Raw genomic sequence first — 16,133 nt, forward strand, 5'->3', positions numbered from 1 at the left:
CTCCTCGTTGACAACATCCGCGATCGACGCAGCGCCGCAAAATAGCTTCGGTCAGAGCTCGTGACTCACCCCTCTCCCCAACCCTCCCCCGCAAGGGGGGAGGGAGCCTGACCAATGTGCTCACCTGACGATGCATCACGGCTTCTCTGCTGTGTCAGGATCAGAAGTAAGGGACGCACTGGCGGTAGGGTTCCCTCCCCCCTTGCGGGGGAGGGTTAGGGAGAGGGGTGCCGCTTGCTCCGCAGCCTCGACAATGGAAAGAACAACCCCCTCGAGATTTTTCATCACGTCGTCATTGGTGAAACGCAGCACGCGATATCCGCGCGATGCGAACCATTGGTCGCGGCGTTCATCGTGCCGGACACGTTCTTCGAAGTCGTGACTCTCGCCATCGAGTTCAACGATCAGCTTGCAGGAATGGGCGACGAAATCTGCGATGTAGTGGCCCATGGGCGTCTGACGGCGAAAGGCAAGGCTCGCAAGACGGTCGGCCTTCAGGTAACGCCACAGCAACGCCTCCGCACGAGTCATCTCGCGCCTCAATCGTTTGGCGCGCGTTCTTTGTAACGGAGAGACCTCGTCGTGCGGCATACCCCTCTCCCCAACCCTCCCCCGCAAGGGGGGAGGGAGCCTGACCAATGTGCTCACCTCACTATGGATCACGCCACGCGCCTCAACTTACGCTCACAGCTTGCCCTGTATCTCGCCGCGAAAACCGTAGATGGTCTTCTTCCCCGCCACGGCGACGAGCTGGACGTCGCGGGTCTGGCCGGGTTCGAAGCGGACGGCGGTGCCGGCGGCGATGTCGAGGCGCATGCCGCGGGCTTTCTTGCGATCGAATTTCAGCGCCGGGTTGGTCTCGAAGAAGTGGTAGTGCGAGCCGACCTGGATCGGGCGGTCGCCGGTGTTGGCGACCGTCAGCGTCACGGTCTTGCGGCCGGAATTGAGCTCGATCTCGCCGTCCTGGATGAAGAGTTCGCCGGGGATCATGCTCTTGCTCCTACCTGATCGGCTCGTGCACGGTGACGAGCTTGGTGCCGTCCGGAAAGGTCGCCTCGACCTGGATGTCGTGGATCATTTCGGGAATGCCCGGCATCACCTGGTCGCGGGTGAGGACCTGCGCGCCGGATTGCATCAGCTCGGCGACGGTGCGGCCGTCGCGCGCGCCTTCGAGGATGAAGTCGGAGATGATCGCGATCGCCTCGGGATGGTTGAGCTTGACGCCGCGATCCAGCCGGCGGCGGGCGACGATCGCCGCCATCGAGATCAGGAGCTTGTCCTTTTCGCGGGGAGACAGGTTCATGCAGCATCTCTTCCGTTCAATGCATCAATTCAGCAGCCATCAACTCAGCCACAGCCGCGGCAGCGCCGCGCCGGTCCGCGCCAGCACCGCCATCATGTCGGCGCGCAAGCGCGCGGCATCTTGGGCACAGAACCGCGCCATTGCAAAGCCATTCCAGGCGGAGATTCCGACCTCGCCGGCGAACGACTCCGAGGCCTCGCGGATACGCTCGATCAGCGGCTCGTCGCCGGGAACGATCAGCGCCGTGCCGATCGCGGCACCGCCCTTGGCCACTGCCGATCGCCCAAGTTTTGCACCGATATTGCCGTCGAGCCTGACAGTTTCGGCGAACACCAGCTTGCCCCCACGACGCAGCCGCCAGCGATCAATGAACTCGCCCTGCTCCATCCGCTCGCCCATGGCGGTGCGGCCGAACACGACGATCTCGCACAGCAGAAGCGAGGCGGCCTCGTCGAGCTCAATGTCGAAGCGACGATGGACCCGGGCACGATCGAACAGGATCGTCTCCTGGGGCAACCAGCCGAGATGCGCGCCTGCGGCGACCTTCAAGGCGATATTGAGCTGCGCCGCCGCCCCTGGCGCGCGATAGACCTTCTCGGCCGCCGCCGTGGTCAATGTCAGGCGTGCCCCCTGGCCTGCCGCGATCTCGATGTCAAAACTATCTCCGCCGGCAACGCCACCAGCCGTGTTGACGAACACGCCGGAGAGCCCCTCGCCCTCCGGCGAGGGAAAGCGCACGCGCAGGGAGCCGGACTCATGCAAGACGCCCCGCCGCGTCACGCCATCGCGGGCATGGACGTCGAAGCGCACCGCGCCGCGGGCGCGGTTCGCCTCGTATACCAAAGATGTCGTCAAAGCGTCGCTGCGCATCCGTCTCCCCAGCCGGCCGCGGCAGAAATTTTCGGATTACAGCGCCATCTGGCGGCTGATTTCGGCCGGATCGAGATTGGATCGGTCGCAGGAGAATTTCACCGCGCCGCGATCCATCACGGCGAAACTGTCGCCGAGTTCGCAGGCAAAGTCGAGATATTGTTCGACCAGCACGATGGCGATGTTGCCGAGATTGCGCAGGTAGGAGATGGCACGGCCGATGTCCTTGATGATCGACGGCTGGATGCCCTCGGTCGGCTCGTCGAGCAGGAGCAGCTTTGGCCGCATCACCAGCGCACGCCCGATCGCGAGCTGCTGCTGCTGGCCGCCGGAGAGGTCGCCGCCGCGCCGGCCGAGCATCGATTGCAGCACCGGGAACAGCGAGAACACGTCGTCCGGGATGTGCCTGTCCTCGCGCTTGAGCGGACCGAAGCCGGTCTTGAGGTTCTCCTCGACCGTCAGAAGAGGAAATATCTCGCGGCCCTGCGGCACGAAGCCGATGCCCTTGCGCGCCCGCTCATAGGGCTTCAGGCCCGTGATGTCGCTGCCGTCGAGCACGATCGCGCCGGAGGAGATCGGATACTGGCCGACCATAGCGCGCAACAGCGAGGTCTTGCCGACGCCGTTGCGCCCGAGCACGCAGGTGACCTTGCCGGGCTCTGCGGCGATGGAGACGCCGCGCAACGCCTGCGCCGCGCCGTAGAACAGGTTGATGTCCTTGACCTCAAGCATCGCTCAGCGCCCCAGATAGACTTCGATGACCCGCTCGTTGGACGAGACCTGGTCGATGGTTCCTTCCGCAAGCACGGTGCCTTCATGCAGGCAGGTGACCTTGACGCCGAGCTCGCGCACGAACGTCATGTCGTGCTCGACGACCATCACGGTGTGAGTCTTGTTGATCTCTTTCAGCAGCTCGGCGGTAAGATGCGTCTCGACGTCGGTCATGCCCGCGACGGGCTCGTCGACGAGCAGCAGCTTCGGATCCTGCGCCAGCAGCATGCCGATCTCGAGCCACTGCTTCTGGCCGTGGCTGAGGCTGCCAGCGAACCGGTTGCGGGCATCGGTGAGGCGGATCGTCTCCAGCACCTTGTCGATGCGCCCGGACTCCGCCCTGCTGCCGCGCCAGAACAGCGTGCCCTTGACGCTGTGGTCGACATTGAGCGCGAGCAGGAGGTTGTCCTGCACGGTCTGGCTCTCGAACACGGTCGGCTTCTGGAATTTCCGGCCGATGCCGAGCTCGGCGATGCGGGTCTCGTCCAGACGCGTCAAATCGGTGACGCCGTCGAACAGCACCGTGCCCTCGTCGGGCTTGGTCTTGCCAGTGATGATGTCCATCATCGTGGTCTTGCCGGCGCCGTTCGGGCCAATGATGGCGCGCATCTCGCCGGGCGCGAGCGTCAGCGACAGATTGTTGATGGCGTGGAAGCCGTCGAACGAGACGTGCACGCCGTCGAGATAGAGCATCGCGGAGGTCGCGCGGGTGTCCATGACGTTCATTGCGCCTACTCCGCCATCTTGGGTTCGGTGACGCCATCTTCGGCCGCGGCGCTCGCGCTGGCTGCGGTGCGTTTTTCTTTTGACGACTCCCACCAGGCATTGAAGGTGCCGACGATGCCCTTCGGCAGCAGCAGCGTCACCAGGATGAACAGCGCGCCCAGCATGAACAGCCAGTAGGGCGCGAGCATGCCCGAGGTGAAGAACGTTTTTGCGTAGTTGACGACGACGGCGCCGAGTGCCGCGCCGATCAGCGTACCGCGGCCGCCGACCGCAACCCAGATCACCGCCTCGATCGAATTGCCGGGCGCGAATTCGCTCGGGTTGATGATGCCGACCTGGGGCACGTAGAGCGCACCGGCAACGCCAGCCATGCAGGCCGACAACGTGAACACGAACAGCTTGTAGGATTCGACGCGGTAACCGAGGAACCGGCTGCGCGATTCAGCGTCGCGGATTGCGATCAGAACCTTACCGAGCTTGGAGGACACGACGGAGCGGCAGATCAGGAAGCTCAGGATCAGCGCCAGGCAGCTCAGCGCAAACAGCGCGGCGCGGGTGCCCTCGGCCTGCACGTTGAAGCCCAGGATGTCCTTGAAGTCGGTCAGGCCGTTGTTGCCGCCGAAGCCGAAATCATTGCGGAAGAAGGCCAGCAGCAGCGCATAGGTCATCGCCTGCGTGATGATCGACAGGTACACGCCGGTGACGCGGGAGCGGAAGGCCAGCCAGCCGAAGCAGAACGCAAGCAGGCCGGGCACGACCAGCACCATCAGCGCCGCGAACCAGAACATGTCGAAGCCGTACCAGTACCAGGGCAGCTTCGAATAGTTCAGGAACACCATGAAGTCGGGCAGGATCGGGTTGCCGTAGACGCCGCGGGTGCCGATCTGCCGCATCAGGTACATGCCCATCGCGTAGCCGCCGAGCGCGAAGAAGGCGCCGTGGCCGAGCGAGAGGATGCCGCAATAGCCCCAGATCAGGTCGATCGAGAGCGCGAGGATCGCGTAGCAGACATATTTGCCCCAGAGCGCGACCAGATAGGTCGGTACCTGCAGGAACGAGCCCGCGGGCAGCAGCAGGTTGGAGAGCGGGATGAGGATGCCGCAGGCCGCGACGATGGCGAGAAAGATCGTCGCGCCGCGGTCCAGCGACCTGGTCAGCATGTGGGGGGTCATGCTTCCACCGCACGGCCCTTGAGCGCGAACAGGCCGCGCGGCCGCTTTTGAATGAACAGGATGATGAGAACGAGGATGGCGATCTTGCCGAGCACGGCGCCTGCGACCGGCTCCAGGAACTTGTTGGCGATGCCGAGCGTGAAGGCGCCGACCAGCGTGCCCCAGAGATTGCCGACGCCGCCGAACACAACGACCATGAAGCTGTCGATGATGTAGCTCTGGCCGAGATTGGGGCTGACATTGTCGATCTGCGACAGCGCCACGCCGGCGATACCGGCAATGCCGGAGCCGAGGCCGAAGGTCAGCGCGTCGACGCGCGAGGTGGCGATGCCCATCGAGGCCGCCATGCGGCGGTTCTGCGTCACCGCGCGCATCTCGAGACCAAGCGCCGTGTAGCGCAGCATCGCGAGCAAAATCGCGAATACCGCCAGCGTGAAGACGAGAATCCAGAGCCGGTTATAAGTGATGGTGATCTGGCCGAGCTCGAACGCGCCGCTCATCCAGGAGGGATTGCCGACCTCGCGATTGGTCGGGCCAAACATGGTGCGCACCGCCTGCTGCAGCACCAGCGACAGGCCCCAGGTCGCGAGCAGCGTTTCCAGCGGACGGCCATAGAGGAAACGGATGATGCTGCGCTCGATCAGCACGCCGATGCCGCCGGCGACCAGGAAGGCGAGCGGCACGGCGATCAAGAGCGAATAATCGAAGAGCGCGGGATAGCGGGTGCGGATCACCTCCTGCACCACGAAGGTGGTGTAGGCGCCGATCATCACCATCTCGCCATGGGCCATGTTGATGACGCCCATCACGCCGAAGGTGATGGCGAGCCCGATCGCGGCGAGCAGCAGCACCGAGCCGAGCGAGAGGCCGTACCAGGCATTCTGCACCGTGGACCAGACCGCGAGCGAAGACTGGATCGAGCCGATCGCGCTCGCGGCCGCCTTGGTCACCGAGGCCGGCTGGTCGCCCATGCCGGTGAGCAGCGCCATCGCCTCCTGGTCGCCGCGCGCCTTGAGGGTCGCGACCGCCTCGAGCTTCTCGACCTCGGTGGCATCGGACTTGAACAGCAGGATCGCGGCGCGGGCATCGCCGAGTGCGGCCTTGACCGATTTGCTGGTTTCCTTGGCGAGCGCGGCATCGACCGGCTCGAGCGCGGTCTCCTCGTGCGACTTGAAGACGGATTGCGCCGCCTGGAGGCGCGTTCCGACATCCGGCGACTGGAGCGTCAGGCTGCCGATCGCAGCGTCGACGCTGCGGCGCAGGCGGTTGTTGAGGCGCACCGCGCTGGCGCTGTCGGGAACGCTGGCGACGGGCTCGCCGGTCGCAGCATCGATCGACTTGCCGTCGGCACCGGTGACGTAAACCTTCTTGCTATCAGGGTCGGCCATGAGGCGACCGTCCTGGAGCGCGCTGATGATGGGGAAAGCCAGCTTGTTGCCGCTGCTCGCGACGACGCCGATCGCCTCATCGGTGTCGGAGAAATCGTCATTGGCGAATTTGGCGACCGCATCCTCGAACGGACCGGCAAAGGCCGGCAGTGCGAACGCGATCAGGAACAACGAGAGGACAAAGGTACAGAGACGAGAGGACAAATTGGTTGGCACTTTGAATCACCCCGGCAGAAGTGGGGAGAAGGCGGCGGAATAGCCGCCTCCTCCCGTCGTGCAATGAACCGACAGATCGGGATCAGGAGCCCGAGCCGAGGCACTTGTTGGTCTTGGTGTTGAAGTTGCCGCACTTCTTGCCGACCCAGTCGCCGACCAGGTCCTTGGAGCCATCGAGCTCCTTCGACCAGGCGTCGCCTGCGACAAGACCCGGAGTCTTCCACACCACGTCGAACTGGCCGTTGGCTTTGATTTCGCCAATGAACACCGGCTTGGTGATGTGATGGTTCGGAAGCATCTTGGAGGTGCCGCCGGTCAGGTTCTTGGCTTCGATGCCGGGCAGCGCGTCGATCACCTTGTCCGGATCGGTCGACTTCACCTTCTCGACCGCCTTGACCCACATGTCGAAACCGATGACGTGCGCTTCCATCGGATCGTTGGTCACGCGCTTCGGGTTCTTGGTGTAGGTCTGCCAGGCCTTGATGAACTTCTCGTTCTCGGGCGACTTGATCGACTGGAAGTAGTTCCAGGCGGCAAGATGACCGAGCAGCGGCTTGGTGTCGATGCCGGCGAGCTCTTCCTCACCCACCGAGAACGCGACCACCGGGATGTCCTTGGCCTTGATGCCCTGGTTGCCGAGCTCCTTGTAGAAGGGAACGTTGGCGTCGCCGTTGATGGTCGAAACCACCGCGGTCTTCTTGCCGGCCGAGCCGAACTTCTTGATGTCGGCCACGATCGTCTGCCAGTCGGAATGACCGAACGGCGTGTAGTTGATCATGATGTCTTCCTGGGCGACACCCTTCGACTTCAGGTAGGCCTCCAGGATCTTGTTGGTGGTGCGCGGATAGACGTAGTCGGTGCCCGCGAGCACCCAGCGCTTCACCTTCTCGTCCTTCATCAGATAGTCGACGGCGGGGATCGCCTGCTGGTTCGGCGCAGCACCCGTGTAGAACACGTTGCGCTCGCTCTCCTCGCCCTCGTACTGCACGGGGTAGAACAGGATGCTGTTCAGCTCCTTGAAGACCGGGAGCACGGACTTGCGCGACACCGAGGTCCAGCAGCCGAACACGACCGCGACCTTGTCCTTGGTGATCAGCTCGCGCGCCTTTTCGGCGAACAGCGGCCAGTTCGAGGCAGGATCGACCACGACGGCTTCGAGCTTCTTGCCGTTGACGCCGCCCTTCTTGTTCTGCTCGTCGATGAGGAAGAGGATGGTGTCCTTCAGCGTGGTTTCGCTGATGGCCATGGTGCCGGAGAGAGAATGAAGGACGCCGACCTTGATGGTGTCGTCCGCGGCCTTGGCGCCAGTCAATGAAGCCAGACCCATCATCAGTCCGGCGGTCGCGGCGAGAACGCCACGGCGGCTAAATGACGCCGCTATATCGTGAGTGGATTTGTTAAGCATGGATGTATCATCTCCCTGACGCAGACGTGAAAAAGACGCTGCGAAACGGCCCCACGGCCGCCTGCGATTAATGGAATCGCAAGAACCATGCCATGGGCTGAGCACATGCCAACCTATTGGTCAGATTATATAATTTCGCTGCAATCCAACTTTCGCCGCAGTCCAATTGCCCAAATCTTGGGCGAGTAAAATGTATGCCAATGCGGCAGACAGGTTATTTTTTAAGCAAAACAGCAAACCTGTCTAAATTTCCGGCATAACTATTTCCGCACTGCAATCGCGGTTTGAGGCCGCGTTGCCTTGAAACCGCCCCCTGAATGTTCCATATGGAGGTTCGAGACCTCTTGCGAATCAAGGGGGCGTAGCGAGCCGCGTGTTCTGAAGCCCTTTCCGGGCCTCTGGCTTGCCCCATCCCATCAAGCCATCCGACACCCCAAACACGCAGGTGTCCATTCGACACCCTTATTGCGCGTGCCCCGCTGATTGCGCCGGGCGCCCGCTTTCGACATGGAAAGAACCCATCTTTTGACTTCCTTTCAGGACTTCGGCCTTGCCGAACCCATCGCGCGTGCTCTCGCCGAAGAGAATTACGTCACTCCCACCCCCATCCAGGCCCAGACGATTCCCACGGCGCTGACCGGCCGCGACGTCGTCGGCATCGCCCAGACCGGCACCGGCAAGACCGCGTCCTTCGCGCTGCCGATCCTGCACCGCCTGCTCGAGAACCGGATCAAGCCGCAGCCGAAGACCTGCCGCGTGCTGGTGCTCTCGCCCACCCGCGAGCTGTCCGGCCAGATCCTCGATAGCTTCAACGCCTACGGCCGCCACATCCGGCTGTCCTCGACACTCGCCATCGGCGGCGTGCCGATGGGCCGCCAGGTTCGCGCGCTGATGCCTGGCCTCGAGGTCTTGGTGGCGACCCCCGGCCGGCTGCTCGACCTCGTGCAGAGCAACGGACTGAAGCTTGGAAGCGTCGAATTCCTCGTGCTCGACGAGGCCGACCGCATGCTCGACATGGGCTTCATCAACGACATCCGCAAAATCGTCGCCAAGCTGCCGATCAAGCGGCAGACGCTGTTTTTCTCGGCCACCATGCCGAAGGACATCGCCGAGCTCGCCGACGCGATGCTGCGGGACCCCGCCCGCGTTGCGGTCACCCCGGTGTCCTCGACCGCCGAGCGGATCAACCAGCGCATCATCCAGGTCGATTTCTCCGCCAAGCCCGCCTTCCTGACCAAGCTCCTGAAGGACGAGCCGGTCAATCGCGCGCTGGTCTTCACCCGCACCAAGCATGGTGCCGACAAGGTCGTGAAGACGCTTGAGAAGGCTGGCATCGCCGCCAGCGCCATCCATGGCAACAAGTCGCAGAACCATCGCGAGCGGACGCTCGCCCAGTTTCGTTCCGGCGAGATCCGCACCCTGGTCGCCACCGACATCGCCGCCCGCGGTATCGATGTCGACGGCATCAGCCACGTCATCAATTTCGACCTGCCCAACGTGCCCGAGACCTATGTGCACCGCATCGGCCGCACCGCGCGCGCCGGCGCCGACGGCACCGCGATCTCGCTGGTCGCCGGCGGCGAGGAACTCAGCTATCTCCGCGACATCGAGCGGCTGATCAAGGTAACGCTATCGCGTGAGGATCACCGCACCGATGCCGGGCGCCGCGATGCGGGCCCGCCCCCGCCGCAGCAACGACAGGGCCGGCCGGGCCGCCCGGGCCAGCGCCCGCAAGGCGCAAGGCATGGTGAGGGACGTCACACTGACGGACGACGCAGCGACGAAAGGCATGCCGACGGACGCCACCATAGCGCCGGCAAGCATGGCGACGGAAGGCCCGGCGAAGGTCGGCACGGTGACGGAAGGCATGTTGACGGACGTCCCGGTGGTAGCCAGAAGGTCTCGAAGGGGTCTCGCCGCCAACGGTCCGGTGGTAAGACGCATTCTTCCCCAACCGAGCGCCCGGAACAGCGTTCCGCGCATAGCGCCGGCAAGCCCGATGGGATACAAGGCGTGGCCTTTTTACGCCGCGAGAGTCGGCCGATGGGCCAACCGACCCGCAAACCCTATTCGCACTAGCCGTCCACGACCTGGAGAAATTCATGGCTAAGGAAGAGCTGATCCAGTTCGAAGGACTGGTCACCGAAATCCTCCCCGACGCGCGCTACCGCGTGCAGCTCGACGCCGGGCACGAGATCGTCGCCTACACCGCCGGCAAGATGAAGAAGAACCGCATCAAGACGCTGGCGGGTGACCGCGTGACCGTGGAAATGTCGCCCTACGACCTCGAGAAGGGCCGGCTGATTTTCCGCCACAAGGACGAACGTCCGAGCGGCGTGGGCGGGCCTCCCCGTCCCGGACAGCGCGGTGGCCAGTTCCGCCGCCGTTAATCCGCTTCCAGCACATCGGTCGCGGAACTAAAATTCTGACCTGTATGCTGATCCGCCGTGTCGATCGCGGCGGATCAAAAAATCGTGCACGTCAGGATTGTTTTGGTGCCTTAATTCCAATAAAATCACTCATCGATTTTCGGCCGGACGACATTGGCATCCACCGGTACAGCCGGTTCAGACACGCTGACGACCCTTCCAGAAACTCGATCTAACCCGCCTGCGAAAGTAGGCTTCGACACTGCACATCTGAGAAGGAACTACCCCGTGAGCATGGGAACCGTGAAGTGGTTTAACGCGACCAAGGGCTTTGGCTTCATCCAGCCCGACGATGGCGGCCAGGACGTCTTCGTACACATCAGCGCCGTCGAGCGCGCCGGTCTCGGCACGCTGCGTGAAGGTCAGAAGGTCTCTTACGAGATCGTGGCCGACCGTCGTTCCGGCAAGTCGGCAGCGGACAACCTCCGCGCCGCCGGTTGAGCCCACGGGCCTTTGGCCCGGACGGCTCTAGCGAGCAAGCAACAGGAAAAGGCCGTGCGCAACGCACGGCCTTTTTTCATGTCCGAAAGAGCGGATGGACTCAGCAGGTCGTACCGGCCGCATCCGCGCTGTCGTAGACGCAACTGGACGACGCGTCGGTCTTGCCAGTTCGTCTTGCCAGTTCGTCTTGCGAGTTCGTCCTGCTAGAGCGTTTTCCGATCACGTTGCGTCGTAACCAGCCGCGACGAGATAATTTTGACATTCCTCGGGTGAGAAGCGTTTGAGAGCGTTGGCGATTGCTTGCCAGAGATCGGGCATGGTGCGGGCTGCGGCGGTCCGCAACAGCGCTTTCAGTTTGGAGAAGGCCATTTCAATCGGGTTGAAGTCTGGACTGTAGGGCGGAAGATAGAGCAGGCTAGCTCCGACCGCCTGGATGGCCTCTCGAACGCCATGGACCTTGTGAGCGGGCAAGTTGTCCATGATAACGGTATCGCCCGGCCGCAGCGATGGGGCGAGCAATTGCTCGACGTAGGCCAGGAAAGCGTCGCCATCCATTGGACCGTCCAGAACAAGCGGCGCGATCAGACCGTCGGAGCGCAATCCAGCGGTGAACGTCGTCGTCTTCCAATGTCCGTGTGGGATAGCTGCACGACATCGCTCGCCGCGTGGCGAGCGCCCGTAACGCCGCGCCATTTTGGTGTTGGCGCTGGTTTCGTCGATGAAGACGAGACGCTCAGGGGCAAGGTCGATTTGCCCTTCGAACCACTCCTCACGTGCGGCATTTATATCGCCGCGCCGTTGCTCGGCGGCGTGCGCTGTCTTTTTTTAAGTGTGATCTTTCTGCGCTGGAAAAAACGCCAGAGCGACGCGATGCCAGTCGATATTCCACGACGTTTCAACAGTTCTCGCAACTCGGCAAGCGTGATATCCGGCCTCGCTGTCACCGCCTCCAGAATCAATTGCGAATGCGCTTCGATGCGCTGCGATTTGCGGTCACCGCCCTGGCGTTTAGGAACGATGTCGCCAACTTTCTTGAGGCGACCGCGCCAGCGGATCGCACTGGCCGCGCTGACACCAAAGCGCTCAGCAGCCTGTCGACAGGACATGCCACCGTCAATCGCGGCTACCACCCTTTGGCGAAGATCAACCGAAAGCGCCCTGGCCATACATGCTGGCCTCCCTCGCCAGCATGCAGCTTGAATCTGACTCGCGCCGTTTTGGGAATCTGGAGGGTTCTGTGAGGTCGCGCTCACGCGAGGGCGCGGCAGGCGCTTATGACGCGACCTCATTGAAGCCGGATTGAACGAAGGCGCGGGAGGCTATTCGCGGTTTTGCAGCTATGGGGATTGTTCGAGATCGCCATGCCCGATCTGCTGGCTCGGCGCGTGAGGCAGAGACACAGGAGTGCGCATCCTGGAAGAGTTGAGATCAGACGCGCTTCGCCTGAGATCGCGATAGGCCTTTTGCTGCATCGGACGGTTGTTGTCGCGCAGTGTGACAGCACGGATTCGACATCGTCCGCGATGATCGAGACGCTGGGAGCGAAATGACGAATGATGATCGTCGTGCACGACATGACTTGGCTCACGATGTGTCGCATCGGAACGGTGATGTTCGAGGGCTGGGGCGTCTGAAGCTATGTCGAAAGCGCTCAATGATGCGCATGACGCCACCACAATCGGGACAGGCAGGAACCTCGGCCCAGGTTTGAGCCTCCGAATCCACAGGCGACGGCTGGCCATCGTTTGGGGCTGTTCGCTCATGATCGAGAAGTTCGCGGCAAAGGGCGAGCTTGGCAGCGCGATGGCGGTTGGCCATGAAGCCGAAGTGGCGGATGCGGTGGAAGCCGTCAGGCGGCGTATGAAGCAGGAAACGGCGAATGAACTCATCGGGCTTGAGATTCATGATCTTTGTCGCGCTGTTTTGGCGATAGTCCTTCCATGAGAAGGCGACATGATCGTCGTCGAGTGCGACGAGCCGGCTGTTGGCGATCGCGACGCGATGGGTGTAGCGGCCGAGATAGGCCAGGACCTGTGCGGGTCCGCCGAAGGGCCGCTTGGCGTAAACAACCCAGTTGATGCGTCGCATGGCGTCGAGGTGGGCCGCAAAGGCAGCCGGCTCGGCCAGAGCTCCGAGATCGCCGAAGAAACGCAAGGCACCGGAGTTGAAGGCTGCCGACAGACGTTTGAGAAAAAGTGTGCGAAATAGTCTGGACAACGGTTTGACGGCCAGGAAGAAGTTCGGTCGGCAAGCGGTCCAGCGCGCGCCATCGGGCGAGAGGCCGCCACCCGGAACGACGCAATGGACGTGGGGATGATGCATCAGCGTCTGTCCCCAGGTGTGGAGGACGGCGACGCCGCCGATCGCACCGCCGAGCCGGCGTGGATTGGCGGCGAGCGTCGTCATCGCCTCGGCGGCAGCCTTGAACAGGATGGCATAGACGACGGCCTTGTTCTGGAAAGCGATCGCGGCGATCGGTGCGGGAAGTGTAAAGACGACGTGGAAATAGGGAACCGGAAGCAGGTCGGCTTGACGCGCGGCGAGCCACGCGGCTCGGGCTCTCCCCTGACACTTCGGACAGTGCCGATTGCGGCAGGAATTATAGGCAACGCGTGTCGTGCCGCAGTCGTCGCAAGCCTGCATGTGGCCGCCGAGCGCCTCGGTCCGGCACGCAACGATCGCGCTCATCACGCGCCGCTCGACCCGCCCCAGATGACCGGCATGTACACGGCGATAGGCGTCGCCATGCCGGCGCAGAATATCGGCAATCTCGATGGCGGGCCTGTTGGAGCGGATGTCGGAGCGGGTCATGACCCGCATCCCGCTGCGGGTCATCCAGGTGGCGTCACCTCCAGCGACAGGCGATCGAGCGGGCTCTGCGTCGCTCGGATCGTATCGGTGGCGACCTGCGTGTAGCGCGCTGTCGACGACAAATTATTGTGCCCGAGCAAGACCTGGATGATCCGGATATCGGTTCCGTTCTCGAGAAGATGTGTCGCGAAGCTGTGGCGCAGCGTGTGCAGCGTGACGCGCTTGGTCAGGCCCGCAGCCTTCACCGCCGACCGGCAGGCGGCATGCAGCACGGTCTGATCGATCGGATGATCTTCGTCACGACCAGGGAACAGATAAAGCCGCGGCCGGGCGAGCCGCCAGTAGGTGCGCAGGATGCCCAGCAGCTGGGGCGACAGCATCACGTTGCGATCCTTCGCGCCCTTGCCGTGGCGCACCTGGATGACGCCGCGGGCGCTGTCGATGTCTTCGATCCGCAGTCCCGCAACCTCCGAGGCCCTGAGCCCGGCCGCATAGGCGGTGGTGAGCGCGGCGCGGCTCTTCAGGCTCGATACCGCTTCAAGAAACTGAACCACTTCGTCGGCGCTGAGAACGACCGGCAGCTTGCGCGGTTCTCGCGCATAGGGAATGCGCTCTGGGATGAGCGCCTCGCCGAGCGTGACGCCGTAGAAAAACCGTAGCGCACAGACGATCTGGTTCAGCGCCGGCCATGAGATGCCGGTCGAGACCAAATGCACCTGGAAGGCGCGGACGTCTTCCAGCTCTAACCGGTCAGGCGATCGGCCAAAATAGCGGCTGAACTTCGAAACCGCGCTGATGTAGGATCTTTGCGTCGCCGGCGACAGATTGCGGACGGTCATGTCTTCGATCATGCGGCGGCGAAGAGGGCTCAAATCGGCCATCTCGATACTCCTGTCTGAGGGGGTGGGCTCCAACACCCACATCCTCTCAGCCAGGAGGCGATCTATGCCACCTTGCCCCCTACGCCGCGGCAGCGGCTTCGTTCAATCCCCACCCGATTCTTTCCGGTCGGAAAATGCTCTAGTTCGTTTTGGCGGCCGCGCCGGCATTGCCGCTGGCGTTGTTGCTCAACGAACCGGCCTGGCTCATCGTGTTGTTGAAGTAGTTGTCGCTGTCGCCGAGCGTCACGCGGCGCTGGCACAGCGGCATGCAGCTGTAGGACTCGCGCTCGACCCCGCGATAGACCGTGACGAGCCGGTCGCTCGGACCTTCGACCTGGATCTGACGGTCGACCAGGATCTCACCGCCCCGGTCGAGTGCGATGAAATTGGTGGCACCGTAGCCCTTCCCGGTCACGACGATCATGCCGCCGGGCTGGAGCGTGACGTCGGCGATCAGGGGATTGCCGACCACGATGGTCGCCACCTTGCCGGGCAGCCGGACCAGCTTGGCCTGGTCGACATTGACGGCGATGGTGTCGGCGGTCGCCTCGGCAAGGCTGGCGGCCGGCGATGCCAGCACCGCAGCCGCAACCAGAAGACAAACGCGCGCATGACGGCGCAGCAACTCTTTACGCATACTCTTACCCCCGGGACGTCACAAACCGGCAGAAGCGATTCGATACACAGCGGAGCCGGTGCCCGACCCGGCTAACCTGCCCTTAATTCGTGAACGTTCCGCAAACTCGCCGACTATTGTTTGAACGGACTGGCGCTTTGCTGCCTCAGAAGATCCCTTAGTGTCCGACCGAAAAATAAGTTGAGTGATATCAGCGAGTTCTGATTCCATCGGTGTTGCGAAGCATCAAAGGGATCGAGAATGTGGACTGATATCACCCGGGCACAGTTTGCCCGAGAGGAGCTGCGTTTGCCAAGCGACTTGACGGATGCGGAATGGGGCGTGCTGGAGAGGTTGCTTCCTGTGCGGGCCAAGCGCGGGCGGCGCCCGAAATGGAGCTATCGCGACATCGTCGAGGCAGTACTCTATCTGCTGCGCGGCGGATTGCCGTGGCGCATGCTGCCGCCCACTCTGTTTCCACCAATGACCACGGTGCAGTACTATTTCTACCAATGGCGCGACAGCGGATTGTGGCAATCGATCAACCACGCACTCCTGATGCTGGCGCGCGAGGCGATCGGCCGGGAGGCCTCGCCGACGGCCGGCGTGATCGACAGCCAATCGGTCAAGACCACGGAAAGTGGCGGCCCTCGCGGCTACGACGCGGGAAAGAAGATCAAGGGTCGAAAGCGCCACATCGTCACCGACACCCAAGGGCTCCTGGTCGGAGCGATCGTTCACGCTGCCGACGTCCAGGATCGTGACGGCACGCCAGATGTCCTGTGCAGCATTCGCTACCGCTTCCCCTGGCTGCGCCATATCTTCGCCGATGGCGGCTATGCCGGCGAAAAGCTCAAGGCGGTGCTGGAAAAGATCGGCCGGTGGACTGTCGAGATCATCAAGCGCTCCGATGCCGCACAGGGCTTCGAGGTGCTTCCGCGCCGCTGGGTGGTCGAACGAACCTTCGCCTGGCTCGGCCGCAACCGCAGATTGGCCAAGGACTTCGAGCGAACCATCGAAAGCGCAACTGCCTGGCTCTTCCTCGCCTCTGTCCAACTCATGACAAGGCGCATCGCAGCGATAAAAACAGCAATGCAATTTTGA

General features: G+C 63.0%; 17 protein-coding genes. 4 read left to right on the top strand and 13 right to left on the bottom strand.

Annotated elements, in window-relative coordinates; translation table 11 throughout:
* Positions 1-135: 135 nt before the first annotated feature.
* From HAP41_RS41200 to urtA, 9 genes are all read right to left on the bottom strand, one after another.
* Positions 136-591, bottom strand: a complete 456-nt coding sequence (locus tag HAP41_RS41200) for an endonuclease domain-containing protein (protein WP_166078753.1) — start codon at positions 589-591, stop codon at positions 136-138.
* A gap of 93 nt (positions 592-684) precedes the next feature.
* Positions 685-990 carry an urease subunit beta gene (locus HAP41_RS41205; RefSeq protein WP_166078741.1) on the bottom strand — a complete coding sequence of 102 codons (306 nt, stop codon included), beginning with the start codon at positions 988-990 and terminating at the stop codon, positions 685-687.
* Positions 991-1,000: 10 nt separating this feature from the next.
* Positions 1,001-1,303, bottom strand: a complete 303-nt coding sequence (locus tag HAP41_RS41210) for an urease subunit gamma (RefSeq protein WP_007605424.1) — start codon at positions 1,301-1,303, stop codon at positions 1,001-1,003.
* Positions 1,304-1,342: 39 nt separating this feature from the next.
* Positions 1,343-2,173, bottom strand: a complete 831-nt coding sequence (locus HAP41_RS41215) for an urease accessory protein UreD (protein ID WP_166078736.1) — start codon at positions 2,171-2,173, stop codon at positions 1,343-1,345.
* A 36-nt stretch (positions 2,174-2,209) separates the two neighbouring features.
* Complete coding sequence (gene urtE, locus HAP41_RS41220; RefSeq protein WP_014498215.1) at positions 2,210-2,905, bottom strand: urea ABC transporter ATP-binding subunit UrtE; 696 nt, start codon at positions 2,903-2,905, stop codon at positions 2,210-2,212.
* Between the two features lie 3 nt (positions 2,906-2,908).
* Positions 2,909-3,670: an urea ABC transporter ATP-binding protein UrtD gene (gene urtD / locus HAP41_RS41225; RefSeq protein ID WP_166078710.1), complete on the bottom strand. Its 762-nt coding sequence runs from the start codon at positions 3,668-3,670 to the stop codon at positions 2,909-2,911.
* A 5-nt stretch (positions 3,671-3,675) separates the two neighbouring features.
* A complete protein-coding gene (gene urtC / locus HAP41_RS41230; RefSeq protein ID WP_085401879.1) occupies positions 3,676-4,842 on the bottom strand; it encodes an urea ABC transporter permease subunit UrtC in 1,167 nt (388 codons plus the stop codon).
* Complete coding sequence (gene urtB / locus HAP41_RS41235; RefSeq protein ID WP_166078683.1) at positions 4,839-6,446, bottom strand: urea ABC transporter permease subunit UrtB; 1,608 nt, start codon at positions 6,444-6,446, stop codon at positions 4,839-4,841. Before urtB ends, urtC begins: the two co-directional genes overlap by 4 nt.
* An 82-nt stretch (positions 6,447-6,528) precedes the next feature.
* Positions 6,529-7,851, bottom strand: coding sequence for an urea ABC transporter substrate-binding protein (gene urtA / locus HAP41_RS41240; protein ID WP_063980975.1), 1,323 nt, complete (start codon positions 7,849-7,851; stop codon positions 6,529-6,531).
* Positions 7,852-8,358: 507 nt separating this feature from the next.
* Between urtA and HAP41_RS41245 the strand changes: the two genes are divergently transcribed.
* The 3 genes from HAP41_RS41245 to HAP41_RS41255 all read left to right on the top strand — a co-directional run bounded on the left by HAP41_RS41245 (position 8,359) and on the right by HAP41_RS41255 (position 10,721).
* Positions 8,359-9,930: a DEAD/DEAH box helicase gene (locus tag HAP41_RS41245; RefSeq protein ID WP_166078671.1), complete on the top strand. Its 1,572-nt coding sequence runs from the start codon at positions 8,359-8,361 to the stop codon at positions 9,928-9,930.
* 23 nt (positions 9,931-9,953) lie between these two features.
* Positions 9,954-10,241: a translation initiation factor IF-1 gene (infA, locus tag HAP41_RS41250; protein WP_008131890.1), complete on the top strand. Its 288-nt coding sequence runs from the start codon at positions 9,954-9,956 to the stop codon at positions 10,239-10,241.
* 267 nt (positions 10,242-10,508) lie between these two features.
* A complete protein-coding gene (locus HAP41_RS41255) occupies positions 10,509-10,721 on the top strand; it encodes a cold-shock protein (protein WP_028148374.1) in 213 nt (70 codons plus the stop codon).
* Between the two features lie 219 nt (positions 10,722-10,940).
* On the opposite strand, the gene HAP41_RS41260 is transcribed toward HAP41_RS41255, so the two are convergent.
* The 4 genes from HAP41_RS41260 to HAP41_RS41275 all read right to left on the bottom strand — a co-directional run bounded on the left by HAP41_RS41260 (position 10,941) and on the right by HAP41_RS41275 (position 15,050).
* Positions 10,941-11,887 (bottom strand): IS630 family transposase gene (locus tag HAP41_RS41260; protein ID WP_166078628.1). Its coding sequence is split into 2 segments (ribosomal slippage): positions 10,941-11,548 and positions 11,548-11,887, totalling 948 coding nucleotides; the frame shifts between segments, so codons are not numbered across the junction.
* Positions 11,888-12,305: 418 nt separating this feature from the next.
* Complete coding sequence (locus HAP41_RS41265) at positions 12,306-13,532, bottom strand: IS91 family transposase (protein WP_166053869.1); 1,227 nt, start codon at positions 13,530-13,532, stop codon at positions 12,306-12,308.
* A gap of 20 nt (positions 13,533-13,552) precedes the next feature.
* Positions 13,553-14,413, bottom strand: coding sequence for a tyrosine-type recombinase/integrase (locus tag HAP41_RS41270; RefSeq protein ID WP_029085027.1), 861 nt, complete (start codon positions 14,411-14,413; stop codon positions 13,553-13,555).
* Positions 14,414-14,552: 139 nt separating this feature from the next.
* Positions 14,553-15,050: a pilus assembly protein N-terminal domain-containing protein gene (locus HAP41_RS41275; protein ID WP_063980973.1), complete on the bottom strand. Its 498-nt coding sequence runs from the start codon at positions 15,048-15,050 to the stop codon at positions 14,553-14,555.
* Positions 15,051-15,290: 240 nt separating this feature from the next.
* Between HAP41_RS41275 and HAP41_RS41280 the strand changes: the two genes are divergently transcribed.
* A complete protein-coding gene (locus HAP41_RS41280; protein ID WP_166060442.1) occupies positions 15,291-16,133 on the top strand; it encodes an IS5 family transposase in 843 nt (280 codons plus the stop codon).

The organism is Bradyrhizobium barranii subsp. apii (genome assembly GCF_011516635.5).
GTDB lineage: Bacteria > Pseudomonadota > Alphaproteobacteria > Rhizobiales > Xanthobacteraceae > Bradyrhizobium > Bradyrhizobium barranii.

What these genes read in the sequence shown, in the direction of transcription:
- HAP41_RS41265 (WP_166053869.1), bottom strand. Translation starts at nt 13,532, where the DNA reads ATGACCCGCTCCGACATCCGCTCCAACAGGCCCGCCATCGAGATTGCC.
- HAP41_RS41270 (WP_029085027.1), bottom strand. Translation starts at nt 14,413, where the DNA reads ATGGCCGATTTGAGCCCTCTTCGCCGCCGCATGATCGAAGACATGACC.
- urtA (WP_063980975.1), bottom strand. Translation starts at nt 7,851, where the DNA reads ATGCTTAACAAATCCACTCACGATATAGCGGCGTCATTTAGCCGCCGT.
- urtD (WP_166078710.1), bottom strand. Translation starts at nt 3,670, where the DNA reads ATGAACGTCATGGACACCCGCGCGACCTCCGCGATGCTCTATCTCGAC.
- infA (WP_008131890.1), top strand. Translation starts at nt 9,954, where the DNA reads ATGGCTAAGGAAGAGCTGATCCAGTTCGAAGGACTGGTCACCGAAATC.
- urtC (WP_085401879.1), bottom strand. Translation starts at nt 4,842, where the DNA reads ATGACCCCCCACATGCTGACCAGGTCGCTGGACCGCGGCGCGACGATC.
- urtE (WP_014498215.1), bottom strand. Translation starts at nt 2,905, where the DNA reads ATGCTTGAGGTCAAGGACATCAACCTGTTCTACGGCGCGGCGCAGGCG.
- HAP41_RS41245 (WP_166078671.1), top strand. Translation starts at nt 8,359, where the DNA reads ATGGAAAGAACCCATCTTTTGACTTCCTTTCAGGACTTCGGCCTTGCC.
- HAP41_RS41205 (WP_166078741.1), bottom strand. Translation starts at nt 990, where the DNA reads ATGATCCCCGGCGAACTCTTCATCCAGGACGGCGAGATCGAGCTCAAT.
- HAP41_RS41210 (WP_007605424.1), bottom strand. Translation starts at nt 1,303, where the DNA reads ATGAACCTGTCTCCCCGCGAAAAGGACAAGCTCCTGATCTCGATGGCG.
- HAP41_RS41215 (WP_166078736.1), bottom strand. Translation starts at nt 2,173, where the DNA reads ATGCGCAGCGACGCTTTGACGACATCTTTGGTATACGAGGCGAACCGC.
- HAP41_RS41280 (WP_166060442.1), top strand. Translation starts at nt 15,291, where the DNA reads ATGTGGACTGATATCACCCGGGCACAGTTTGCCCGAGAGGAGCTGCGT.
- HAP41_RS41275 (WP_063980973.1), bottom strand. Translation starts at nt 15,050, where the DNA reads ATGCGTAAAGAGTTGCTGCGCCGTCATGCGCGCGTTTGTCTTCTGGTT.
- HAP41_RS41200 (WP_166078753.1), bottom strand. Translation starts at nt 591, where the DNA reads ATGCCGCACGACGAGGTCTCTCCGTTACAAAGAACGCGCGCCAAACGA.